23 protein-coding genes are annotated in these 23,402 nt (G+C 68.4%); 11 read left to right on the forward strand and 12 right to left on the reverse strand.

Annotated features, from left to right (window positions below):
* Positions 1-7: 7 nt before the first annotated feature.
* The 6 genes from EXU48_RS04115 (at position 8) to EXU48_RS04140 (ending at position 4,838) form a co-directional block, all read left to right on the forward strand.
* Positions 8-964 carry a carbohydrate ABC transporter permease gene (locus EXU48_RS04115; RefSeq protein ID WP_133106313.1) on the forward strand — a complete coding sequence of 319 codons (957 nt, stop codon included), beginning with the start codon at positions 8-10 and terminating at the stop codon, positions 962-964.
* Between the two features lie 13 nt (positions 965-977).
* Positions 978-1,886 carry a carbohydrate ABC transporter permease gene (locus tag EXU48_RS04120; RefSeq protein WP_133106314.1) on the forward strand — a complete coding sequence of 303 codons (909 nt, stop codon included), beginning with the start codon at positions 978-980 and terminating at the stop codon, positions 1,884-1,886.
* A 65-nt stretch (positions 1,887-1,951) separates the two neighbouring features.
* Positions 1,952-2,725, forward strand: a complete 774-nt coding sequence (locus EXU48_RS04125; protein ID WP_133106315.1) for an ABC transporter ATP-binding protein — start codon at positions 1,952-1,954, stop codon at positions 2,723-2,725.
* A gap of 190 nt (positions 2,726-2,915) precedes the next feature.
* On the forward strand, positions 2,916-3,323 hold the full coding sequence (locus EXU48_RS04130) for an ArsR/SmtB family transcription factor (protein WP_133106316.1): 408 nt from the start codon (positions 2,916-2,918) through the stop codon (positions 3,321-3,323).
* A complete protein-coding gene (locus tag EXU48_RS04135; protein WP_133106317.1) occupies positions 3,320-3,952 on the forward strand; it encodes an SRPBCC domain-containing protein in 633 nt (210 codons plus the stop codon). The genes EXU48_RS04130 and EXU48_RS04135 overlap by 4 nt, the downstream gene beginning before the upstream one ends.
* 103 nt (positions 3,953-4,055) lie before the next feature.
* Entirely contained in the window at positions 4,056-4,838 is a 783-nt protein-coding gene (locus EXU48_RS04140; RefSeq protein ID WP_165962674.1) for a DinB family protein, read from the forward strand.
* 38 nt (positions 4,839-4,876) lie between these two features.
* On the opposite strand, the gene EXU48_RS04145 is transcribed toward EXU48_RS04140, so the two are convergent.
* The 7 genes from EXU48_RS04145 to EXU48_RS04175 all read right to left on the reverse strand — a co-directional run bounded on the left by EXU48_RS04145 (position 4,877) and on the right by EXU48_RS04175 (position 11,849).
* Positions 4,877-5,227 (reverse strand): TFIIB-type zinc ribbon-containing protein, encoded by a 351-nt coding sequence (locus EXU48_RS04145; RefSeq protein WP_407938707.1) that lies wholly within the window; start codon positions 5,225-5,227, stop codon positions 4,877-4,879.
* Positions 5,228-5,508: 281 nt separating this feature from the next.
* A complete protein-coding gene (locus EXU48_RS04150; protein WP_133106320.1) occupies positions 5,509-7,023 on the reverse strand; it encodes a CoA-acylating methylmalonate-semialdehyde dehydrogenase in 1,515 nt (504 codons plus the stop codon).
* A gap of 123 nt (positions 7,024-7,146) precedes the next feature.
* Complete coding sequence (locus EXU48_RS04155) at positions 7,147-7,914, reverse strand: SDR family NAD(P)-dependent oxidoreductase (protein ID WP_133106321.1); 768 nt, start codon at positions 7,912-7,914, stop codon at positions 7,147-7,149.
* Positions 7,911-9,044: a Gfo/Idh/MocA family protein gene (locus tag EXU48_RS04160; protein ID WP_133106322.1), complete on the reverse strand. Its 1,134-nt coding sequence runs from the start codon at positions 9,042-9,044 to the stop codon at positions 7,911-7,913. Before EXU48_RS04160 ends, EXU48_RS04155 begins: the two co-directional genes overlap by 4 nt.
* Positions 9,041-9,940 (reverse strand): sugar phosphate isomerase/epimerase family protein, encoded by a 900-nt coding sequence (locus tag EXU48_RS04165; RefSeq protein WP_133106323.1) that lies wholly within the window; start codon positions 9,938-9,940, stop codon positions 9,041-9,043. Before EXU48_RS04165 ends, EXU48_RS04160 begins: the two co-directional genes overlap by 4 nt.
* The gene (locus EXU48_RS04170) at positions 9,937-10,953 is read right to left on the reverse strand and encodes a zinc-binding dehydrogenase (RefSeq protein ID WP_133106324.1); all 1,017 of its coding nucleotides are present in this window, start codon (positions 10,951-10,953) and stop codon (positions 9,937-9,939) included. Before EXU48_RS04170 ends, EXU48_RS04165 begins: the two co-directional genes overlap by 4 nt.
* On the reverse strand, positions 10,950-11,849 hold the full coding sequence (locus EXU48_RS04175) for a 2-deoxy-5-keto-D-gluconate 6-phosphate aldolase domain-containing protein (RefSeq protein WP_133106325.1): 900 nt from the start codon (positions 11,847-11,849) through the stop codon (positions 10,950-10,952). Before EXU48_RS04175 ends, EXU48_RS04170 begins: the two co-directional genes overlap by 4 nt.
* A gap of 35 nt (positions 11,850-11,884) precedes the next feature.
* Between EXU48_RS04175 and EXU48_RS04180 the strand changes: the two genes are divergently transcribed.
* The 5 genes from EXU48_RS04180 (at position 11,885) to EXU48_RS04200 (ending at position 16,819) form a co-directional block, all read left to right on the forward strand.
* A complete protein-coding gene (locus EXU48_RS04180) occupies positions 11,885-12,826 on the forward strand; it encodes a PfkB family carbohydrate kinase (RefSeq protein ID WP_133106326.1) in 942 nt (313 codons plus the stop codon).
* A gap of 112 nt (positions 12,827-12,938) precedes the next feature.
* Positions 12,939-13,685 carry a GntR family transcriptional regulator gene (locus EXU48_RS04185; protein WP_133106327.1) on the forward strand — a complete coding sequence of 249 codons (747 nt, stop codon included), beginning with the start codon at positions 12,939-12,941 and terminating at the stop codon, positions 13,683-13,685.
* Between the two features lie 180 nt (positions 13,686-13,865).
* Entirely contained in the window at positions 13,866-15,146 is a 1,281-nt protein-coding gene (locus EXU48_RS04190) for a Gfo/Idh/MocA family oxidoreductase (RefSeq protein ID WP_207947620.1), read from the forward strand.
* A 3-nt stretch (positions 15,147-15,149) separates the two neighbouring features.
* Positions 15,150-16,034, forward strand: a complete 885-nt coding sequence (locus EXU48_RS04195) for an MBL fold metallo-hydrolase (protein ID WP_133106329.1) — start codon at positions 15,150-15,152, stop codon at positions 16,032-16,034.
* Positions 16,031-16,819, forward strand: a complete 789-nt coding sequence (locus EXU48_RS04200) for an SDR family NAD(P)-dependent oxidoreductase (protein ID WP_133106330.1) — start codon at positions 16,031-16,033, stop codon at positions 16,817-16,819. The genes EXU48_RS04195 and EXU48_RS04200 overlap by 4 nt, the downstream gene beginning before the upstream one ends.
* Before the next feature lie 14 nt (positions 16,820-16,833).
* Here the strand turns inward: EXU48_RS04200 and EXU48_RS04205 are convergent, their stop codons facing one another.
* The 5 genes from EXU48_RS04205 to EXU48_RS04225 are packed head-to-tail and all read right to left on the reverse strand — an operon-like array spanning position 16,834 to position 23,295.
* Positions 16,834-19,005, reverse strand: a complete 2,172-nt coding sequence (locus EXU48_RS04205) for a glycoside hydrolase family protein (protein ID WP_133106331.1) — start codon at positions 19,003-19,005, stop codon at positions 16,834-16,836.
* Positions 19,006-19,019: 14 nt separating this feature from the next.
* Positions 19,020-20,024, reverse strand: a complete 1,005-nt coding sequence (locus tag EXU48_RS04210) for an aldose 1-epimerase (protein WP_133106332.1) — start codon at positions 20,022-20,024, stop codon at positions 19,020-19,022.
* Positions 20,025-20,047: 23 nt separating this feature from the next.
* Entirely contained in the window at positions 20,048-20,926 is an 879-nt protein-coding gene (locus EXU48_RS04215; RefSeq protein WP_133106333.1) for a carbohydrate ABC transporter permease, read from the reverse strand.
* A gap of 13 nt (positions 20,927-20,939) precedes the next feature.
* On the reverse strand, positions 20,940-21,917 hold the full coding sequence (locus EXU48_RS04220) for a carbohydrate ABC transporter permease (protein ID WP_133106334.1): 978 nt from the start codon (positions 21,915-21,917) through the stop codon (positions 20,940-20,942).
* Positions 21,918-21,930: 13 nt separating this feature from the next.
* Positions 21,931-23,295, reverse strand: coding sequence for an ABC transporter substrate-binding protein (locus tag EXU48_RS04225; RefSeq protein ID WP_133106335.1), 1,365 nt, complete (start codon positions 23,293-23,295; stop codon positions 21,931-21,933).
* Positions 23,296-23,402 lie beyond the last annotated feature (107 nt).

The raw sequence follows: 23,402 nt of genomic DNA on the forward strand, positions 1-23,402 counted from the left end.
CCGAGCCATGAGCACCTCCGTCGCACCTTCGGCCACCGCCGCCCCGACCCCCGCCGCCGCGCGGGGGTCCGGGGCGCCCGGCCGAGGCACACCCCGCCGTCGCAACGAGAAGGCCGCGTACCTCTTCCTGCTGCCCTGGTTCGTGGGGCTGCTGTTCACGCTCATCCCGTTCGGGGCGTCGCTGTACCTGGCCTTCACCGACTACAACCTGATCAACAACCCGAACTGGATCGGGTTCGAGAACTTCCAGGAGATGCTCACCGACGAGGACCTGCTCCAGGCCCTGAAGGTGACCGGGATCTACACGTTCGTCGGGGTGCCGCTCTCGCTGCTCGCCGCGCTCGGGGTGGCCCTCGCGCTGAACAAGGGCATCAAGGGACTGCGGTACTACCGGGCCGTGTACTACCTGCCCTCGCTGCTCGGCGGCTCCGTCGCGATCGTGATGCTCTGGCGCTACATCTTCGGCAACGAGGGCATCGTCAACGCGGTCCTCGGGGTGTTCGGGATCGACGGCCCGAGCTGGGTCTCCGACCCGCAATACGCGCTGAGCGTGCTGATCTCGCTGCATGTGTGGACGTTCGGCTCACCGATGGTGATCTTCCTGGCCGGCCTGCGGCAGATCCCAATCATGTACTACGAGGCGGCCTCCATCGACGGGGCGAGCCGGTGGCGCCAGTTCGTGTCGATCACGATGCCGCTGCTCAGCCCGATCCTGTTCTTCAACCTGGTGCTCGCCCTGATCGGGTCGCTGCAGACGTTCACGCAGGGCTACATCCTCTCCGGCGGCACAGGCGGCCCGTCCGGCTCGACGCTGTTCTACAACCTGTACCTGTACATCGAGGGCTTCCAACGGTTCGACATGGGCTACGCCTCCGCGCTCGCCTGGCTGCTGCTGGTGATCGTGGCCATGTTCACCGCCGCGAACTTCCTGATGTCCAGGTTCTGGGTCTTCTACGACAACTAAGGGCACTCATTCGATGGCACTCATGACCCAGATCCGCCAGCGCTCACGGGCGATCGCCGAGGACTCCGAGGACAGCTACTTCGAGAAACTCGGCAGCAACAGCCGCACCCGGTTCCTGCGGCACGTGATCCTGTGCGCCGTCGGCGCGATCATGCTCTACCCGCTGCTGTGGATGCTGGCCAGCTCGTTCAAGCCCAGTTCCGAGGTGTTCGCCGACCTGTCCCTGTGGCCCTCGGAGTGGGACCTCACCAACTACACCGAGGGCTGGAACGCCCTGAACCACCCGTTCCACCTGTACCTGTGGAACTCCTTCGTGGTGGTCGCCCTCACCATCGTCGGAAACCTGGCGTCCTGCTCGCTGGCCGCCTACGCGTTCGCCCGGATGCAGTTCTTCGGCAAGAAGCCGCTGTTCGCGCTCATGCTCGGCACCCTCATGCTGCCCGGACACGTGCTGCTGATCCCCCAGTACGTGATCTTCAACCTGCTCGGCTGGATGAACACCTACCTGCCCCTGGTGGTGCCGAACTTCCTGGCCACGAACGCGTTCTTCATCTTCCTGATGGTGCAGTTCATGCGAGCGCTGCCGAGCGAACTGGACGACGCGGCCCGCATCGACGGGTGCGGCCCGTTCCGCACGTTCTTCCGGGTGATCCTGCCGCTGTGCGTCCCGGCACTGGCCACGACCGCGATCTTCACGTTCATCTCGACCTGGAACGAGTTCTTCGGGCCGCTGCTCTACCTGACCGACAGCGCGCTGTACACCGTGCCGCTGGCGCTGCGCCAGTTCATGGACTCCGAGGGGCAGAGCGCCTGGGGTCCGATGTTCGCGATGTCGGTGGTGTCGCTGGCGCCGATCATCGGGTTCTTCATCGCCGGCCAGAAATACCTGATCAAGGGCATCGCCACCACCGGGCTCAAGTGAGGTCAGGTCCGGGCGTTAGCATGCGCTAGGTAGAAGGACCCGGCGGCACAAGGAGCAGAATCCAGATGACGGCACGCTCGACCCTGTTGGCACGCGACCTCTGGGGCGGCTACCCCGAGAACGAGGTGCTCCGGGGCGTCAACCTGACCGTCACCGCCGGCGATGCACCGGTGGGCATCGTGGGCCCGTCCGGGATGGGCAAGACCACGCTGGTCCGGTTCCTGCGCGGGACGCTGCGACCCAGCCGCGGGACCGTCACCTACAACGGCTGGAACACCGCCAAGATGCCCCGCCGGGATGCCAAGGCGTTCAAGGCCGAGGTGCGGTTCATGTCCCAGGACTCCCTGACCATCACCGACCCGCAGCTGACCGTGACCCGCTACCTCAAGAGCGCACTCGCCGAGGCGCGCAAGGGTGGGCGCACCCACGCGACCTCGATCGAGGAACTGCTGGACGCCGTCGCCCTCGAGGAGCGTTACGCCAAGCGGAACATGCTCACCCTCTCCGGCGGCGAGCGGCAGCGGGTGGCCCTCTCGGTGGCGCTGGCGACGCGGCCCGAGATCCTCGTTCTCGACGAGCCGTTCACCGCCGTCGACCCGCAGGCCCGTGGCGCCATGGCGCGACGCCTGACCGCGCTCACCGGCCGGCTCGGCACCGCCGTGGTGCTGGTCTCCCACGACCTCGAACTGGTCGAGCGGATGTGCCGCACCGTCCACTTCCTCGCCGACGGAACGTTCGTCTCCTCCGGCCCGCTCGGGGAGATGCTCGCCAAGGCCGAGCACGAGGCGATCCGGGAGATCGCCGAGGCGGCACCGCTCGCGGTCCAGCGCTTCCGCTGAAGCGCCAGACGGCGCAACCCGCGCGGCGTCACCTTCCGAAGCCGCTTCCGCGGAAGCGCCCACCCCGGCGAGAGTGCGCAAGTGGCGACCACCTCAGCACTCTCACGGAGCGTGATCCGGTCGCGGTCGACGAGCGCCTGATCTAATTTGAGTGTTGCCTTATATAAGTAGCCTCTTCTAAAGTAGCCCCATGCACGCGTTCGACATCCTCGGTGACCCCGTCCGCCGTCGGATCCTCGAGCTGCTCGCCGCCGGCGAGCGGGCCTCGGGTGCGATCTCAGTCGTGATCACCGAGGAGTTCGGCATCAGCCAGCCGGCGGTCTCCCAACACCTGCGGGTGCTGCGGGACGCCGGCTTCGCGACGGTGCGCCCCGAGGGCACCCGCCGCATCTACGCCGTGGCCGAGGAGCCGTTGCGCGAGGTCGATGCCTGGCTGGAGACGTTCCGAGCCACCTGGCAGCCCCGGCTCGACGCCCTCGGCACCGAGATCGCCCGCGGCAACCGCGCGCGCCGTATCCGCGCCACCAGCAACACCTCCACCACCAGGACGGGCACTTCCGCGGAAGCGCCCGTCTCTCCCACCGAGGAGTCATCATGACCGAGTCGACCGACACCACCACCCGCCTGCTCGGAACCGTCGAGCGCGACGGCCGAGAGGCACGCGTGGCGACCGTGTCCAAGACCTACCCGACCACGTCGGAGGACCTGTGGCATGCCGTCACGACCCCCGAGCGTCTCGCCCGCTGGCTCGCGCCCGTCAGTGGCGACCTGATCATCGGCGGTCGCTTCCAGGTCGAGAACAACGCCGGTGGCACCGTGCTGACGTGTGACGCCCCTCGGGAGTTCACGGCCACCTGGGAGTACGGCGAGGAGGTCTCCTGGCTCACCGTCCGGATCTCCGACGACGGCGAGGACACTGCCCGCCTCGAGCTCGAGCACACCGCGTTCGTCGCCGACGAGTGGTGGTCGCAGTTCGGTCCCGGCGCCACCGGCGTGGGCTGGGACCTCGGGCTGTACGGGCTCGAGCTGCACCTGGCGAACCCGGACGTCGAACGCCCCGAGGACCAGAACGCCTGGGTCGCCTCAGACGAGGGCAAGGACTTCGTGACGGCCAGCAGTGAGGCATGGGCGCGGGTGAGCGTCGCCGCGGGCACCCCGGCCGACGAGGCCACCGCGGCTGCGCTGCGCACCACCGCGTTCTACACGGAGCTGCCCACGGAGGGTTGACCGAGGCGGCAGCGACCTGCACCAACCGAGCCGCGGACGAGAACTGTCCGGATTCGGTGTTAGGTTCGGCCGGCAACGATGGCAACGGATGTCAGGAGCGGTCATGGCAGAGGAATTCCATCGGACGGCGAAGTTCCACGGAGCCAGCTTCCGGGCGTCGGACCTGTACGGGCTGACGGTCCGGGACAGCGACCTACGAGACGCCAGGATCGCCAGCAGTTGGGTCGACGGGATGCGGGTCACCGGGTTCGACGGCGCGGCCGGCGCCCTCTACGTCGACGACGTCGAGGTGAGCGACTACGTCGCAGCGGAGTTGGACCGCCGTCACCCCGAACGAGTGCAACTGCGCGCCGTCAGGACTCTCGGCGACCATCGCGCCATGTGGGAGACATCGAAGGGGCTGTGGGCCCGGAGCAAGGAGCGGGCGGAGGCCCTCCCGGAATCGGCCCGCAACGAACGGGTCGACGGCGAGTGGTCGTTCGTGGAGACGCTGCGCCACCTGATCTTCGGCATCGACAGCTGGGTCGGCGTGATGCTCACGGACCCGCCGGCGCCCTATCACCGACTCGGCCTCCCCCCGACCGACTTCTCCGACGAGGACACCGTCACGCTCGGTCTCGACCGCGGGGCCCGACCCGACTACGCCGAGGTCGTCCGAGCGCTCGACTCGCAGTGGGCGCGCGTCGATGCCGTGTTGGCCGAGCTGACCGATGCCGACCTCGAGCAGTTGCGCACGGGCAGCCTCGGGGTCGGCGAGGAGCCCGAGACGGTTCCCGTGTCCCACTGCCTGGGCGTCGTCCTGCGAGAGCACACCGAGCATCGGCGCTTCGCCGAGCGGGACCTGACCACCCTCACCACCGCCGCCGAGGAGGGCACCACCCGCTGAGTCCGGAGACGGCTACCCGACCGCGCGGGAGCACGCGGTCAGTCGAACAACTCGCTCAGCCAACTCTCCCGGCGCCTCCGGGGCCGCCGCCCGTCTCGGTCGTGGCCGTGGCGCCACGCGTCCTCCGGCGAGGGCGCGGACGGCGCCGAGTAGCCCCGGTACCCGCGATCCTGCACGGGCGCGTTGCCATAGGCCGGCCGCGGTGGGAGCGTGTGTGCGGGCGCGGGCGGGCGCGCAGGACCCGGCTCGGTCATGGAGCGCTCGATGATCTTGTCGAGCTCACCACGGTCGAGCCACACACCCCGGCACTGCGGGCAGTAGTCGATCTCGATACCGCTCCTGTCGCTCATCACCAGGATCGAACCGTCGGTCGGGCATTTCATGGGCATTCCTCCTCGTCTCTACCGGTACTCAACGCCCGGCAGGGCCGTGGGGTTCCGGACGCGAAAGGACCAGCGGGTGGCGGCAAGCGTGCGCATCACCGCGATGCCACCGTCGGACGACGTCGGCTCGCGCCATCACCCGCTCAGCCATGAACGACAGCTCTGGCTGGGTCAGGGTCGCGATCGATCAGGCTCGCGATCGGTCAGGGTCGCGATCTCGGTCGGTGCTCGCCGAGTTGCGCGCCGAGTGGATCTCCATCGGATCGGAGGCCGCACCCCCCTCATGCCTACTTCTGGCCGTCGCCGGAGAAGTGGAACGAGGCCTGCACGCGCTTGCTCGGCCAGCGCTCGGTCGTCACCTTGGCGCGGGTGCAGAAGCGAATGCCCTCGGGGCCGTAGATCGGGCTGTCGCCGAAGAGCGAGTCCTTCCAGCCGCCGAAACTGTGCCACGCGACCGGTACCGGGATCGGCACGTTGACGCCGACCATCCCGACCTGCACGCGGCGGCGGAACTCGCGAGCGGCCGCGCCCGAGGAGGTGAAGATCGCGGTTCCGTTGCCATAGGGGTTGGCGTTGACGACGGCGAGCGCCTCCTCGAGGTCCGCGACGCGCACGATGTCCAGCACTGGCCCGAAGACCTCCTCGCGGTAGACCTCGTAGCCGGTCTCGACCCTGTCGATCAGTGTGGGGCCGACGAAGAATCCCTCCTCGTGGCCGGGCACCACGTGCCCACGGCCGTCGACCACCAGATCAGCCCCCTCCCGCTCGGCGGAGCCGATCAGGCTCTCGATGCGCTCTTTGGAGGCGGCGGTGATGACGGGACCCATGTCGGCGTCGGGCACGTCGCCGGGTGCGACCTTGACCGCGCGCGCCCGCTCGGCCAGCAGGGCCACCAGTTCGTCGGCCACCTCCTCGGCGACGACCGCGACGGACAGCGCCATGCAGCGCTCGCCCGCGGAGCCGAAGGCTGCCGCGGTGAGGTGGTCGGCGGCGTCCTCGAGGTCGGCGTCGGCGAGCACCACGCCGTGGTTCTTGGCACCGCCGAGGGCCTGCACGCGCTTGCCCGCGGCGCTCCCGGTGGCGTGCACGTACTTGGCGATCGGGGTCGAGCCGACGAAGGAGACTGCGTCCACATCGGGGTGCTCGAGCAGCGCCGTCACGGCGTTCCTGTCGCCGTGCAGGACAGTGAAGACGCCGTCAGGCAGCCCGGCCTGTTGCCACAGTTCGGCGAGCACGTTCGCGGTGGACGGATCCCGCTCAGAGGGCTTCAGCACGAACGCGTTACCGGTGGCGATCGCGACCGGCGACATCCACAGCGGCACCATGACCGGGAAGTTGAAGGGTGTGATGCCGGCGACCACTCCGATCGGCTCACGCACCGAGTACACATCAATGCCGGTGGCGGCCTCGTCGCTGACCTCACCCTTCATCAGTTGCGGCAGTCCGCACGCGTGCTCGACGACCTCCAGGCCGCGCGCCACCTCACCGCGGGCGTCGGAGAGCACCTTGCCGTGCTCGCGGCTGATGATGACGGCAAGTTCGTCCGCGTGGGATGCGAGCAGTTCGCGGAACCGGAACAGCACCGCGGCTCGCTTCCCGAGCGAGAGCGCACCCCATGAGCGTTGGGCGGCGACGGCGGAGGCGACCGCCCGGTCGACCTCTTCGCCGGTAGCCAGGGCCACCCGGGCGATCTCGGCGCCGGTGGCGGGGTTGTGGACCGGTGCGGTCCGCTGCGTCACGACGGGCACCGGGGCGCCGTCGACCCAGTGCCCCACGAGGGTCTTGGTCTCGGTGATCGTCATAGGTCGTACCTCTGGTTGGTGTGGTCGCGCTCGCATCCGGCACGGGCGCGGTGGGTGGACTTGGAGGCCTCGCTGACCGGCACGCCCCACCAGGGGCCCGGTGGACTCGGGCCCACGCGCTGCTCAGTACCGCAGCGCCTTTCCGCCGTCGACGATTACTTCCTGCCCGGTGACGAAGGTCAGGTCGAGGGCGACGGTCACGATCGCGCGTCCGATCTCCTCGGAGTCCGCGAGGCGACCGAGCGGGACGAACTCGGCCTCGGCCTCGAAGTTCCTGGTTGCGGCGGCCTCACCGATCAGGCGCTCGTGCCATCCCGAGATCACGGTGCCGGGGGCAACCGCGTTGACACGAACGGCGGGGGCGAGTGCGACCGCCAGTGCACGCGTCATCTGAGCGAGGGCTGCCTTGCTGACGCCGTACGGCAATGAACTACCGACCACACGCGTCGCGGAGATCGAGGTGACATTGACAACTGAGCCGCCGCGCTCCTTGAGCGACTCGGCGAACGCCTGGCACACCCAGAACGCCCCGAGCAGGTTGACACCGAGGATGTCGTCCCAGAGCTCCGGGGTGATGGCGTCCAGGTCGGCGAAGTCGATGCGCTGGGTGGTACCGGCACAGTTCACCAGGACGTCCACGCCGCCGCTCGCTGCCAGCACCTCTTCGGCACCGCGCTGGACCGCCTCGCGGTCGGAGACATCGAACTGAAGGGGGTGACCGGTCGCACCGAGGTCGGCGAGCTCGGCGCTGAGTTGCACGGCAGCCTCAGCAGAGCGCGAGTAGCCGATGTGGATCTCACCGACCCCCCGGCGGGCAAGCTCCAGACAGGTGGCGCGGCCGATCCCCGTGGCGCCCCCCGTGATGATCGCGACCCTTCCCGACCGGCTCACTCCGCCCCCTCCGTCAGATGATCGGCGGCGCGGCGATCGTCGTCCGACATCGGCAACGTGATCGGCGCCTGGCGAGCCTGCGAAAGATAGACGCCCTTGATGACCTCCAGCGCGGCCATGCCGTCACGGCCGGTGATCGCAGGCGGGCGCCCCGCCCGGACCGCGTCGAGAAACTCCGCGATCTGGAGGCCGTGGAACTCGGGCACGCTCGACCGCCCCTCTTCCCGCTCGCGCCAACGCGCAAGGTCCTCCGCCGCACCGTCGAAGGTCCACGGGTCGTTGACGGCCTGCGTGAGTTCGGGGTTCTCCACCAGGCCCACGCTGTGACCGACGCTTCCGTGCACGGCCAGGCGGAACCCCGGTGCCCGGTAGGCGACCGTGGGGCTAGGCGCCGAGGCGAAGCCGTTCTCGAACGTCGTCACCGCGCCTATCGTGGCGATGGCGCCGTTCTGGTAGGTGACGACGCCGCCCGCGACGTCCTCGACGTCGACGTAGTCCGCGTGCTTAAGGGTGGCCCAGCGCCCGTACACGGAGGTGGGGGTGCCGAGCATCCAGTTCAGCATGTCGACGTAGTGGATCGCCATCGTGAGGAGCACGCCGCCGCCCTCCCCGGCCCAGGAGCCACGCCAGTCGTCCTGCTCGTAGTAGCTACGGTCGCGCCCGAGGTGCGCGAGGCACTCGGCCGCGACCACTCGGCCGAGACGTCCCTGCACGATCGCCTCATGCATACGTTGGGCGGCGGGAATGAACCGCCGTTGGAAGATCGTGCCCAGTGCGACCCCCGCCTCGTCGGCCGCGGCGACGAGCTCGTGAGCCTGCGTCAGCGACGTCGTGAGCGGTTTCTCGACCAGCGCGGCGACTCCGGCACGGATCGCCTGGATGGCCGGGTCGAAGTGCTGCTTGTGCGGGGTGGCGACGAGTACGGCATCGAGGTCGGCCTCCGCGAGCATCCGCTCCACGGAGTCGTACGCCCTGGCGCCTGGGAAGCGTTCGGCCAGCCCCTGCGCTCGCGAGAGGGTGCGCGAACACAGCCCGACCAGCGCAACCCCCGGCAACGCGGCTGCCGCTTCGGCATGGACGGCGCCGAACCTGCCCAGACCGATGACGGCAACGCGTAGGTCGCGAGTCATGCCGGAGTTCCCCGGCGCTGCGGGCGAACGATTCCTGCTGTTGCGAACGCCTTGTCGAGAACCTGATAGGACTGCTCAGCCGCACCGACCTCGTCGAAACCGGGGAGTGCCTGGCGGCGAACGCTGATCTCGACCGAGACGGTTCCCTCGTACCCTTCCCCGGCGAGGAGACCGACGAAGGTCCGGTAGTCGAACTCGCCTTCTCCGGGGATGAGGAAGTCGAATCCATCGACCGTGCGCACATGGTCCTTGACCTCGACCACGAGCGTGTACGGCATCAGCTGTGCGACCACCTCGGGCAGTTCGAAGTCACGCACAGCGAAGTGGGAGATGTCGAGGTTGATGCCGAGGGCAGGCGATCCGACCTCCGTGAGGAGCTGGAGGGCGTGATCCACGGTCGACAGGACCGCCCCCGCGTGCGGCTCCACGGCCACGGTCGCGCCTGCCCGGAGCGCGAGTTCGCAGAGGTCGCCGAAACGGTCAACGATCAGCTGCCGGTCGGAGTCCCAGCTCGTCTGGGTCGTGATGGGCGGCGGTGAGCCGCCCAGCAGCGGAGCCTTCGGCTTGTGGGCGCCCAGGCTGACGGGCATCGGCACGCCCCCACCCAGAATCGAAGCGATCTCGAAGGACCGCAGCAGCCTGCCGCGGCTGACGGCCCAGGTGTCCTCGTCGCAGACGAGAGGTGCGTTGGCGGTGACGCTGGAGATCTCCAGCCCGGCCTCGACCGCGAGCGCGCGCCAGCGGACCGCGTCCCGGTCCGATGCCAGCGCCGCGTCCGTTGGCCATCCTTCGCAGACGGTCACCTCGACGCTGTCGAAGCCGATCCTCGACAGGTGTGTGACGACGTCGTCGAAGGCCATCGTCGGGGTCGACCACGTGTTGTAACCGATCCTCATCGGCGCACCTCGCCCGCGTCGGGGCAGAGCAGTTGCTTGACACCGGTGCCGCTGCGGACCGCGTCGAATGCGTCCTGCCACTCGTCCAGGGCGTAGCGATGGCTGACGAGCGTCTCCAACTCGATCGCCCCGTCGTGCAGAAGCTGCATCGCACGGTCCCAGGACGCCGGCGTGCTGGCGAAACCACCGGTGATGACCAGTTCATGGAACGAGACGAGCGCCAGCGGGATCGGAACGGCGTCGCCGCGCTGCCCGATCTGGACGTAGCGGCCGCCTCGCCGGAGACGCTCGATGCCGAGCGCCATTCCGGGTCCGGAGCCTGAGCACTCGAGGACGACATCGACGGCGACCGGTGTCTGCGCGCTCTCGGTGGTCCCCGGCAGACCGAGGGCCGCCGCCACGGCGAGTCGTTCACGGTCGGCAGAGGTGCCGAGGATGGTCACGGTCCCGCCGGCGATCCTGGCGACCTGGGCGGCGAGCAACCCGATGGCACCAGGTCCGATGACCAGCACGCGGTCACCGGGCGTGACCGCCGCGAACGGGTGGTACAGCGAGCGGCACACGCACGCGAGTGGCTCGCTGAGTGCTCCGGCCTCGAGGGAGATCGAGTCCGGCAACACGCGAGCGTTGCGACCCGGCACGACGACCTGATCGGCGAAGCCACCATCCGCACCAGAGCCGATCGATACCCGTTGCCCGCACCGGTTCGGTGAGCCACTGCGGCAGTCCGAACACTCGCCACAGGTCGAGAGGAAGGTCTCCAGCGCCACCCGCTCGCCGACACGGCCAGGATCCACACCGGTGCCCACCGCTGCGATCGTGCCGCTGACCTCGTGCCCCAGGGTCACCGGCGGCCGTGAGCGGTAGCTGCCGTCGAGGATGTGCAGGTCGGTACCGCACAGACCCGATGCCGCGACATCAACGACCACCTGGCCGGGCCCGGCCGCGGGCCGCGGGACGTCCTGCACTTCGAGGTCGCCTGGTTGTGGCCCGGTCTTGCGCAGTGCCCTCATCCGCCGATCATCGCTCCCAGATAGCGCCTTGCGCAGGATGTGTAGGTCGACGCGATGCTCTCGATCGCGTCATCACGCCCAAGCCTGCCATCGAGCCACCCTGCCACGGGCGCACCCCAGATGCTGCGCCCGATCGCGAAGCCGTTGAACCCTGGAGTCGCCGCCGCGACGTCGAGCCACCGATCGAGCACATCACCGGCTGCGCCGTTCCCCAGGACGACGCATGTCCCCGGGTGTCGGCCCGCTGCGGCCTGCTGGGCCACCCGGGCCGCGGCGTCCGGGGAGGCTATGCCCTCGATCTTCCAGAGGTCGACCTGAATTCCGGCCGACTGCATCTCCGCCATAGAACCGCACAACTGCTCCAGGTCCACGGTAGGAATGCTGTCGGCGGTCTCGTTCACCTGTCCCACGATCAGTTCCAGCATGAAACCGATCGAGCGCTCAGCGAGGAAGTCGGACAGCGCCCGCAGCCTGGCGAGCTGGGTCTGCTTGTCCTCCACGGGGTCCGTCGTACGGTGCTTCACGAGCGCCTTCGCGTACGTCGGCCGGAACGCCAGAACATGCTGCTGGTAGTCCGCGCCGTACTCGAAGACGAAGACCTGCTCGAACGCGCGCTCGACCGGCATCGTGATGGCGTGACCGGCACCGGCCGCGCGGCGTGCGATCGGAGCCCCGAACTCCTCGTCGACCAGGATCCCCGGTCGAAGACCCTCGAGCCCACGCTCGACAGCGACCGTGAAGGCATCGAAGATGAGCCCCTTGGCGTCTCCGATCTGTTCTCGGGTCATCCCAAGCGGTCGCACCGAGGCGAACGCTCGCTCTCGATGGTCGAATGCAAGCAAAGCCCAGGGCTGCTCGTCAGCGGCGCCACGATGTCTTCCCTCCGACCTCAGCATGAGTTCATGTTAACACATTTTGATATCCTGTCACGATGCCAAGACAGACTGCCAACACGTTCGATCTGGTCACCGCCGGTCGCGCCGTCGTCGACCTCTACCCCGGCCAGGATGGCCTCGCGCCGAAGGACGTCCTCTCCTACACGCAATTCCTGGGCGGTTCACCGACCAACGTCGCCGTCGCGGCCGCGCGTGCCGGCCTGCGGACTGCCGCGGTCACGCGCACGGGCGACGATCTGTTCCACCAGTTCGTCGTCGCCCGGCTGGAGGCCTACGGGGTGGACACCCGCTGGGTGCGCGCGGTGGCGGACACCCGGACCACGCTCGCCGTGGCCGACCTGCAGGAACCGCACGCGCCCGCACTGCAGTTCTTCCGCGACCCTCGGCCACCGGAGAACGACATCTACCCCGATGAGCTGGCGGCGGCCGCCGCCTCCGCGGACACCCTTTGGCTGACCGCCTCCGGGTTCGCGGCGGACCCCTCGGCCGCCGCCCACGCTGCGGCGCTGCGCGAGCGGCGCCGATGCCTCCTGGACCTGGACTACCGGCCCGCGTTCTGGGCCGACGCGCGAGACTTCCACCTGCGGCTGCGCTCCGTGCTCCCCCACGTTGACACCGTGATCGGCAACGAGCAGGAGTGCGCGCTGGCGCTCGGGTCCAGCGGCACCCCCACCGAGCTGGCACGGCGACTGTTGGCCCAGGGTCCCGCTCTCGCCATCGTCAAGCTGGGGGCCGACGGGGCGCTCGCGGCCACGTCGGCAGGGGTCATCAGGCAGCCGGCCTTTCGGGCAGAGGTCGTGAACGGGCTCGGTGCCGGCGATGCGTTCGGAGGCTTCATCGCCAAGGGCCTGATCGAGGGCTGGCCGCTCGAACGGTCGCTGCGCTTCGCATGCGCGGCCGGTTCGATCGTCGCCTCACGGCGCGGCTGCTCTGATGCGATGCCAACGGAGACAGAGGTCGCTGGGCTGGCCGGCTAGTCCCGAGGCACGAACGCCGGCACGCTCGGGCTCCCGGCGGCGACGGAACCCCCTCCGAGCGGCTATTGTCACATTGAGTTGACATATTTCTGTAGCAGTAGGGAGGGTCAGGATGTCCTCAACTGAAGCCGTCGTGCCGGTAGCGCTCGATCGCGCCTCGCCGATCCCGCTCTACTTCCAGCTCGCCGAGCAGTTGACAGCCGCGATCTCGGACGGTCAGGCACAGCCGGGCGACCCCTTCGAGAACGAGGTCGCGATGAGCGAGCGGCTGGGACTTTCGCGCCCCACCGTGCGTCGCGCCATCCACCACCTCGTCGACCAAGGGCTGCTGGTTCGCAGACGTGGCCTGGGCACCTTCGTCGCGAGCCGGCGGGTGCATCGACGCGCGAGCAAGGGCAGCCTCTACGAAGACCTTGCCATCCAAGGTCGCGACCCGAGCACCTCTGTACTGCGCCACGAGGTCGAGATCAACCCGCGCGCGGCGGCGTCACTCGACCTCGACAAGGACACCGAGTTGCTCGCGGTCGTACGGCTCCGGCTGGCAGACGGCGAGCCGCTGGCGATCATGCGAAACTGGCTCCCGCCTCGCCACTCTGGAATCACTCGTGAGCAGCTCGAGCAACGCGGCCTGTACGCCCTGCTCCGCGATCAGGGCGTCGGATCCGTGGTCGCCCACCAGTCCATAGCGGCACGGCTACCGACCGTCGAGGAGCGAGAGCTGCTCGACATCTCCAGCCGGCTCCCCGTTATTGCTGTGACACGCACCGCCTTCGACCCCAGCGGAGCACCGGTGGAGCACGCCGAGCACGTCTACCGCTCGGACGGCTACACCTTCGACCTCGTGCTCGAGGAGTCCTGAGCCGGCGGGGAGGTCTCCCGATCCTGGCACAGGCGGAGAATATGTATTGACATTCTCACCTCTGTCCACCTAGCCTGAGTGCTGTCGACGCGCCGACCGTTGCTTGCCGGTGACGCCCGCTCGTTGCGCACGGGATAGAAGTCGACGCGGACCCGGATGACACCGATTGAAGGGTGCAGCATGGAGCGGATACCTCTCGCCATCGTCGGCTGCGGAGGAATGGGGACACGGCACCTGTACGGCCTGGCCGAACTCGAACGAGCGTCGCTGAACCCGTTCGAGCTCGTCGCAGTCGTCGATGTCGACCCCGGTCGCGCCGAGCGACTGGCTGATGAGGCGGAGTCCTGGCTCGGACGTCGTCGCCCGAGCCGGTGCGTCGATGTCCGCCAACTGGTGAAGGCCGGCGCCACGGCCGTCGACATCACGACCGTGCCGCGCTTCCATCACAGCCTGGCAGCCGAGGCGATCGCTCTCGGCCTCGACGTCATGGTCGAGAAGCCCGTCGGCCTCACGATCGCCGCGGCTCAGCAGCTCGCTCGGGAGATCCGGGGCAGCGACCGTATCCTCAGCGTCGCGGAGAACTTCCGACGCGACCCGACGAACCGGCTAGTGAAGGAACTCATCGACACCGGTGTCCTGGGGCAGCCACGCTACTTCCACCAGAGCTCGGGCGGCGGCGGCAACCTGATGGCGATCTCGATGTGGCGACACCTCAAGGACGAGAGCGGCATCCTGTTCGACGCCGGCACCCACTACACCGACATGATGGAGTACTACCTCGGCCCGGTGACGAGCGCCTACGCCCAGATGCGGCTGTTCGAACCCATCCGCTACAACCCGGCAGCGACGGGTGGCACACCGGCGTCGAACCCGGGCGGCGTCTACGGCCAGTCCCAGGCGGCGATGCCCGCCGAGTTCGAGGCGACCGCCGAGGACGCTCTCTACGCGATGGTCAACTTCGCCTCCGGCGCCGTCGGTCAGTACGCCGAGAACCGGGCCGAGCACGGGCGGGACACCTGGGCACGCAGCGTGCACGGCTCGGCAGGCGCCGTCGAGATCCCCAAGGACCGCAGCGGTCAGCCGCTCGTGCTCACGCTCGACCGCACCCACACCTATACGGGCGCCGAGATCCTCCCGCTCGTCCCCGACTTCCAGCTCGACGACGCGACGGCGGCCCTGTTCGGCGGCGGGCAGGCGACGGCGTACGGGCTCGACTTCGAGACCGTCGACCGCCTCCTGCTCGCCGTCGAGTACGCCGAGTTCGGTTCCTGCATCGGCTCCCGTACTCGACCCGAGGTTGGCCTCGAGGAGGGACTTCGGGCGATCGCCGTCTGCTACGCGATGATGGAGTCGGGTGCCGCGGGCGGCGCGATCGTCACCGTCGACGACGTCCTCGACGGTTCCGTCAGCGGCTACCAGGCCAGTATCGACGCCGCCATCGAGATCGGCGCCAACGCCTGAGCCATGGAACCCTTCACAGAGATCGTGCGGGACGTCTTCCTGCTGAGGGTCCCGTTCACGGGCGTCTGGACAGGTGTGACGCTGGTCCTCGGCGACGGTCCACCGATCCTCGTCGACAGCGGCGGCCTGGGCGAGACAGTGGACTCGACGATCGTCCCGGCTCTCGCGCAACTCGGAATGGACCTCTCCGACATCGGGTGGGTGATCGCCACCCACATCCACGGCGACCATGTCGGCGGCCTCGCCCGGATGCGCGAGCTCGCGCCGTCGATCAAGGTCGCGGTGCTCCGTGAGTCGGATGCCCGCATACGCGAACCTCTCGCGTACAGCCGCGAGATCCGCGCGAGGTTCCCGGAGCACAGTGCCGCTCCGCCACCAGTGCTCGACGGCGTCACACCGGACCGCCTGCTCGACGACGGCGACATGATCGGTCCACTGCGCACGATCCACACGCCCGGTCATGACACGGATGCCTGCTGCTTGTTCGACGTCCGCACGGGCACGCTGATCACGGGGGACTCGCTCCAGTTGAACGGGACGACGTCGCAAGGGTGCGCACTGTTGTTCGACCCGGCACGCTACCTGTCGTCGTTGCGGCGGCTGCTCACGCTCCCGGTGCAGAACATCGTCTGCGGGCATCCCTACCTGCCGTTGGGTGAGGTCGCCGTCGGCGAAGACGCGGCCCGCCAGTTCCTCGCGACCTGCATCGGTTGCTACGAGCACGACCGCGGGTTCGTGGCCGGGATGGCGGCAGCCGGCGTCACCGACCCACAGACGGTCGCGCGGGCACTGGTCAGCGCGGTCGGCGGCGTCGAGCCGGCGAAGCTGTTCCTCCCGATGCACACAGTTGTCGCCTATCAGGAAGCGGACAGGAGAACGCACACATGAAGGCTGCCCTCATCACCGGAGCCTCACGCGGAATCGGTGCCGGTTGCGCGCTGGCGTTCGCCCGCGAGGGCTACGCCGTCGGCATCAACCACCGGTCGTCCGGTGCGGACGCCGAGCACGTAGCCGCGCAGTGCCGGGAGCTGGGCGTCGAGGCGGAGGTCGTCCCGGCGGACGTCGCCGACGTCGCCGAGTCCCAGGCGATGGTGGAGCGCTTCGTCGACCGCTTCGGACGCATCGACGTCCTCGTCAACAACGCCGGTGGAGCGCTGCGGATGCCACCGGGCGGCTTCCTCGACATGCCGACGGCGTACTGGGACGGTCAGATCGCACTGAACCTGAGCGCGGCCGCCTACTGCGCGCAGACCGCGGCGCGGGCGATGGTGGCGCAGGAGATCGCCGGTGCCATCATCAACATCTCCTCGATCCATGGTGACGTCACTTGGGTGCGCCGCAAGGCACTCCCGTACTCCGCCGCCAAAGCGGGACTGAACATGCTGACCAAGTCGCTCGGCGTCGAGCTCATCTCGCACGGCATCAACGTCAACTGCATCGCGCCGGGGCTGATCCACACGAAGGCGCTCGACCGCTACTCAGAACGCGATCTCAACGCCTTCAACCGCAAGATCCCCTTCGGCGGCGGCGGCGAGCCTGCTGACATCGCCGAGCTCGCCCTGTTCCTCGCTGACAAGCGCAAGAGCCGCTTCATCGTGGGCCAGACGATCACGGTCGACGGCGGCCAGTCGATCGACGGCGCGATCGACGCCATGCTCGACGACGCGTTCTGAACTACCGCGGCCGGTCAAGCCTCGCCCGCGAGCTCGGAGTACAGGCCGGCGTCGTAGTCGATCAGGTCGTTGATGCCGCGCAGGTGGCTGACCGTGACCCACGGCAGCCACTCGCGGTGCCGCCCGAACCCCCGTGCGAGCGTGAAGCAGTAGTGCTCCTGCTGCCACCCGGGCCCGCGTGTGCCGCGATGATCCTCTGGGGTGCCGACCATCGCCTTGGTGTTGTGCAGGAGGATGCGCGCGACGTCCAGGTAGTGAAGGTCGTCGGTCTCCCTCGCGAGCCGCGCGTAGCTCTCGACGTCCCACGCCATGTAGGCGTCGTTCAGCGAGTGACCCGTGGCGATGAGCTGGATGCCGACCGTCGGCGTCCCGCGCTTCCAGTGCAGCTCGTCGTCGCACGCGTCCTGCGGCATCGGGACGTCCCAGATGTACATCCAGGTCTCGGCGACGTCCGCGGCGATGCGGGCACGCTCGAGCCACGCCCCCTCGTTCGTGAGGTGATGCAGAGCGAGGTAGCCCTCCAACGCGATGGTGGCGGCCTCCTTGTCGACCACATCGGGGTTGTCGATCGTGCCGCCGGTGAAGCGACCCCGAGCGTGACCCCCGGAGCTCCACGCGAACTCACCCGCACGCAGCGCCGCCTCACGGTAGGGCTGGTGCGCCGTGATCCGATAGAGCTGCGCGTAGAAGGGGACCACGTTGTACGTTCCCGTGGTCGACGCCGAGAGCAACTCCCCGGACAACGCACGCCAGGAGCGAGGGAACCCGCCGTCGGGTTGTTCCTGGGTCAACAGCCAGTCCGCGAAGGTGCGAACCCACACGAGCCAGTCCGAGCGATCCCGGCCCGCCCGCTCCTCGCGCTCGCACGCCCGCAGCAGCGACTTCATGTCGTCGGTGAAGCTGCGCAGGTAGATCGCCTGCTCGGTCGTGACCTCGCGCCCTGTGGGCCACGTCGAGACAGCGGGGACGCCCGATCGCAGCATGAACCCCTCGTCGAGCGGAGGGGCGACCGGCCGGCGCAGGAATGCGTCGATGCATTTCTCGGCGTCCCGCACGAGGCCCTTGCTGCGCTCCGATCCCGGGTCGCGGGCGGCCTCGACCAGCATCATCTCGGCGGAGCCCAGGGCATAGCCGGTGAACCCGAGGATGACCTTCGAGTCGGGATGCTCCTTGCCCCCGGGGATGGCCGGCATCACGAATTTCACGCCGGCACGGTTGCCGCCGACCGCATCCTCGACCTCGACGAAGTTCTCCGCGAGGACGTCCACCATGGTCGACCGCATGGTCTCGATGTCCTGTGGGTTCGGCCGCGGGTCCAGCACACCCCATGCCCATCGCCACGAGCTGGTGATCAGTTCGGTGGTGTCGGCTGCCCGGTCGAACCGGAACGTCACCTCGTAGCGCTGGGTGAACCCGTTCGTGAGCGGGCTGAACCGGTGCCGCCACCGTTGCTCGGCAGTCGCGCCATGTTCTCCGCCCCCCTTCGGGCCGTAGCTCAACGTCCCCTCCGAGCCCGGCATCGCGTAGCCCAGCGTCGTGCCGTCCGGCCGCTCCTCCGCGAGGATCGCGCCGAAGGCGAACTCCTCACCGACCATGGGCTCGCGCGAGAAGCTCTGTCCCTCCTCCGCGTTCGTCCGGCCGTCCGGTGCTGAGTTGAGGACGGCGAACGTCGCGCCGTCGGGCAGCCGGGTCGCGAGCAGCGGCGCGGGCATCCGGTCCTCACGGATCCACACCGTGTAGTTGCCGGGCTCGTAGTAGTTGCCTGCACCGAAGGAGTTGTCGCGCATGTGGTCGAAGTTGCCGTAGATCATGCCGGGCGCGAACCACTCCATCTGCGGCCACGGCTCGGCTCCGACCACCCGCATCGCGGCGACGCTCGTGAACCCGCCCGGGGCATCGCCGTGCACACGCACCTCACGGCGCAGCCGCAGCGTGTCCTCCGCCTCCGTCCAGCGGTCCGTGAACCGCAGGGTCGCGCCGCTCGGTGTGTCGAGGCGACCGGTGCCCAGCCACTCTCCGCCGGTGCCGCGCAGGGCGTCATAGCCTCCGCACAGGGCGATGGGCTCGGAGTCGGTCCGGCCATCCCAGACGGCGACACGCAGCGGCGCGGCCTGCTCTGCCGAGACTGCTCCCGGCCCCCCTACGCGCAGGCCGAATGAGTTGTCGGCGTTCTTCAGCACATGCACAGCGCTGCCACCTCTCAGTGCTCGTCTTGGCGCGACGACGTGACCAGCATCGTCACTGCCTTGGTCACGGTCTCGCCAGGCCGGATCGTGAGCTCGGTCCCGGTCAGCTCACGGGCGCGGCGCACACCGCTGGGGTATCCGGACGCCGGCTCCAGGGCGAGCGAGTGAGCCGCTCCGAACCACGGGTAGTCCTGCCGACCGCCCGACTCGTACCAGTACCAGGCGAACGGGAAGTCCTCCCGCCTCCAGGCCAGCTCGACCGTGAGCCCGATCTCCGGGTTGTGGATGCGGGCGCGCACGTGGTCGTCGTCGAATGAACCGAGGAACGCGAGCCGTGCACCGCCGCTGCCTGCGGCGTCCAGCCTGGCGAGGTCGACGGCGGACCCATCGACCTCTGTGTGCGCCGGCCACCGTGGTGGTGCCGCGCTCGGCAGGACGTCGTCCGGCATGTCCGGATGCACGACGCACCCCGTCATCTCAACAGTCGTGGCCGGGCCGATCAACGGCTCGCCGAAGGCCGGGTGCTGGCACCAGAGCACGTCGATCGGACGTGCGCCGACATGCTCGACCGACTCGGCGACAGTCACCTCGTTGCCCACAGCGACCACCGTCTTGGTGACGATGAACGGGCTGCGCGCCAGCGCCGTCGTCATCTGGACGCCGCCCGCAACGAGTTCCCAGGTGAACGGCGCGAGCCACGTCTCGCCGTGGAAGCCCCAGTCGACGCCGTACTCGACCGACGCCCTCCCGGCGTTCGGGAACATCGTGTTCCAGCCCCCGCCCGAGCGGTCGAGCGCGAGCGCGTCCGGGGCGCCGGGCAGCGGGAGGGCTGTCGGCGGGCGCAGACCCCAGCGCGGTGTCCACAACAGCTCGACGTCGGTGGCCCGCTGGCGGATCGAGCAGACGTCGCCACCCTTGCCCGGGATCACGACGACCTCGAGGCTCTCGGTGGTCAGGTGCACCGCCTCCCATCCGGAGCGCGTGCCGACTCCTTGCCGTGCGGAAGCATCGATTGTCATCGTGGGTCCGTTCTCGGTGCGGTTCAGCGGAGGCCGACGCGGGCCATGGACCGCAGGAAGTGGCGCTGGAAGATCAGGAAGACGACGAGCACAGGAATCAGCGACGAGACCGATCCGGCCATGGCGGGACCCATCGACACCGTGCCGTCCTCGGACATGAACCGCGTCAGCCCCAGGGGCACCGTGTACTTCGCCTCGTCCGTGATCATGATGAGCGCACTCTCGTAGTCGTTCCACGTCGAGTCGAAGATCAGGATCGCCAGGGCCGCCAGAGCCGGCCGCGCCATCGGGAGATAGATCGACCAGAAGATCCGCCCTTCCCCGGCACCATCGATCCGGGCGGCCTCGCCCAGTTCGCGCGGCGCCGAGGCGAAGTGCTGGCGGAGCAGGAACGTCGCGAACACCGAAGCCAGCCCAGGCAGGATCAGCGCCCACAGCGTGTCGTAGAGGCCGAGCTCGCGGAAGAACATGAAACGCGGAACCAGCATCAGTTGGGCGGGAACCATCGACGTGGCCAGGAATGCGATGAACAGGACGTTCTGGCCCTTGAACCGCAACTGCCCGAACGCGTAGCCCGCGAGCGTGACGACGGCGAGCTCGCCGACGATGGTCGCGACCACGACGATCGTGGAGTTGCTGAAGTAGCGCACCATGGACCGCTCGCCGGTCCAGACGTCGAGGTAGTTGCCCCAGTCGACGGGGTCGGGGATCCAGCGGATCGGGATCTCGAAGATGTCGAGGTTCTGCTTCAGGGACGACGACACCATCCACAGGAACGGGACCAGGAAGACGATCGCGAGCAGCGCCATCACGAGGCCGCGGACGAGCCAGGCGATCCGCTCCCGCCGCTGGCGCCTCACGAGGCTCGGGCGCGGTGCGTACCGCGCGGCATCGGCGCTCATCGGGTGCTCCTGCTCATGTGTACAGACCTCGTCCGCGTTGGAGCTTGAAGAGGGCGATGGACAACGCCAGCACGGCCATCATGCTCATGATCCCGATGGCGGCGGCATACCCGAAGCGGTACAGGTGGAACCCCGCCTCGTACATGTAGTACGAGAGCACGGTCGTCGAGTCGCCGGGACCGCCGCCGGTCATGAACTGGATGAGCCCGAAGCCCTGCGACCTGCCGATGAACGAGGTGATCAGCAGGAAGGTCAGGATCGGCACCAGGCCCGGGAGCGTGATGGTCGTGAACTGCCGGATCGTGCCGGCACCGTCCAGTTTCGCCGATTCGTAGAGCTCGGTGGGCAGATCCTGCAGCGCAGCGATGATGAGGATCGCCACGTATCCCGCACTGATCCAGACGGACATCAGGATGATGGCCGGGAGCGCCCACTGCTGTGATGTGAACCAGCCGGGCGGGTCGCTGATGCCGATCCAACGGAGGAACTGGTTGACCATGCCCGACGTGGGGTTGAGCAGCGTCAGCCACACGGTGCCCGCCGCGATGACGTTGACCAGCGACGGCAGGAAGAAGATCGCCCGGATCAACCCGCGAGCCGGCATCGGGCGGTTGAGTGCCAGCCCGAGGAAGAGCCCGACGGTGATGGTGAGCGGTGTCCCGACGCCTGCGTAGATCAGCGTGCGCAGCGTCGAGGACCAGAACATGTCGTCCTGGAGCAGTTCCTGGAAGTTCTCCAGCCCGATCCATCTGATGCCCCCCAGCCCGGAGACGACGTCCCAGTCGGTGAAGGCGATGAACAGCCCGGAGAACAGCGGGACGACGAGGAAGATGAGCACGCACACCACCGTCGGCATGACGAACAGCCACGGGATCCACCACTTGTAGCCGTCGATCAACTTCGTCCGCGGACCCGACCTCGATGACGGCGCCCGGCCGCGCGGGACCTGGCCCGCGCGGCCTGACGTCGACGCGTTCTCCACTACAGTCACGAATCGTTCCCGCTCAGGACGACCAGCTCGCGATGGCCTCGTCGGACAGGGTCTTCATCTCCTCGAGACCGTCGTCGATCGACTTGCTCCGCAGGCGGATCTCCTCCTCGATCTGCGACTTGATCTCCGAGATCTCCGTGTACGCGGTGGTGATGGTCTTCACGGACAGCGGCGGGACGTCCGTGAAGAAGGTCTGCTCGAAGGACTCGACGTCGAACAGTTCGTCGGCGTTCTCACCGAAGAGGGCGGCGTTGAGTTCGGGGCTCGGCCCGTCCTGGAACTGGAACGGAGAGACCTTGCCGGACGGGGTCACGAGTGGGGCGCCCTCGTCCATCCAGAACTTCACGAACGTCCAAGCGGCGGATGGGTAGTTCGACTTGGCGGAGATCTGCACGTCGTCGCCGCGCACCCCAGGGTTGAAGTACGGCTCGCCGGCGCCCAGGCTCGGGTAGGGCCGGAAGGTGACACGGAAGTCGTGCGGGTACTCCTCGAGGTTCTTGACGTAGCGCGCGATGATCGTGCCGTCGAGCATCATCGCGAACGTACCGTCGAGGAAGTAGTTCTGCGCGTAGCCACCGATGTCCTCGGCCGTGATCCTCTCCTGGGTGAAGATGGAGCCGTCGTCCTCCATCGCCAGGGTGTCCTCGAGCCGCTTCCGGAAGAGCGGGTGGTCGAAGTTCGACTCGGACCCGTCCTCCGTGTAGAGATAGTCACCGCCGAGCCCCACGGCTGCGTGCCGCGGCACGTTGTAGGCGCCGACGTCGAAGCCGGAGTTCTTGAACTCCTGCGCGATCTGGTGGTAGTCCTCGATCGTCCAGTCGAACGGGATCTCGATCCCGGCCGCGTCCATCGCATCCTGGTTGATGACGACGAAGTTCGGGAAGTGCGTCGTCGGGATCGAGAAGAGCTTGCCGTTCACCAGGGTGCTGATCGGCTCGTCCTGGACGAAGATGCTTGCCAGGTCGTCGTCTCCTGCGAGGTCGGTGAGGTCCAGGGCGAGGCCCGCCTGCGCGCGACGGACGACGTCGACCGTGCCATAGGAGAAGAAGACGTCGATCGGGACGCCGCCCTGCAGCGCGGTGTCAAGTTTGAGGATTCCCTCGGCGTTGTTGACGAATCGGGTGTACTCGACCTCGATGTCCGGGTACTTCGCCATGAACGCGTCGACGAGCTCCTGCGGGCCCGCCTCGGGAGCCACACCGCCCCAGACGACGAGCCGGCCCTCCTCCGGAGACCCCATGTCCTCCGGCGGCCCGCCACCGGTGCCACCACTGCCGTCGCTCGGGCCGCACGCCGTGAGCGCGCCGGCGCCCGCGGCAAGCCCGAGCGCGCCTCCCAGCAGACCGCGTCGGCTGAACTGCCCATTGCCAATGACCACCGTCAAACCTCCTCGTTCGGACAGCTTCCATGTGCGCCGTGACGCACGTTCTGTGGTGCTCACGGCAGTCTATTCTAGGTCTATAGATTGTGTCAATGTCTGGAGGT

The organism is Occultella glacieicola (genome assembly GCF_004353825.1).
GTDB lineage: Bacteria > Actinomycetota > Actinomycetes > Actinomycetales > Beutenbergiaceae > Occultella > Occultella glacieicola.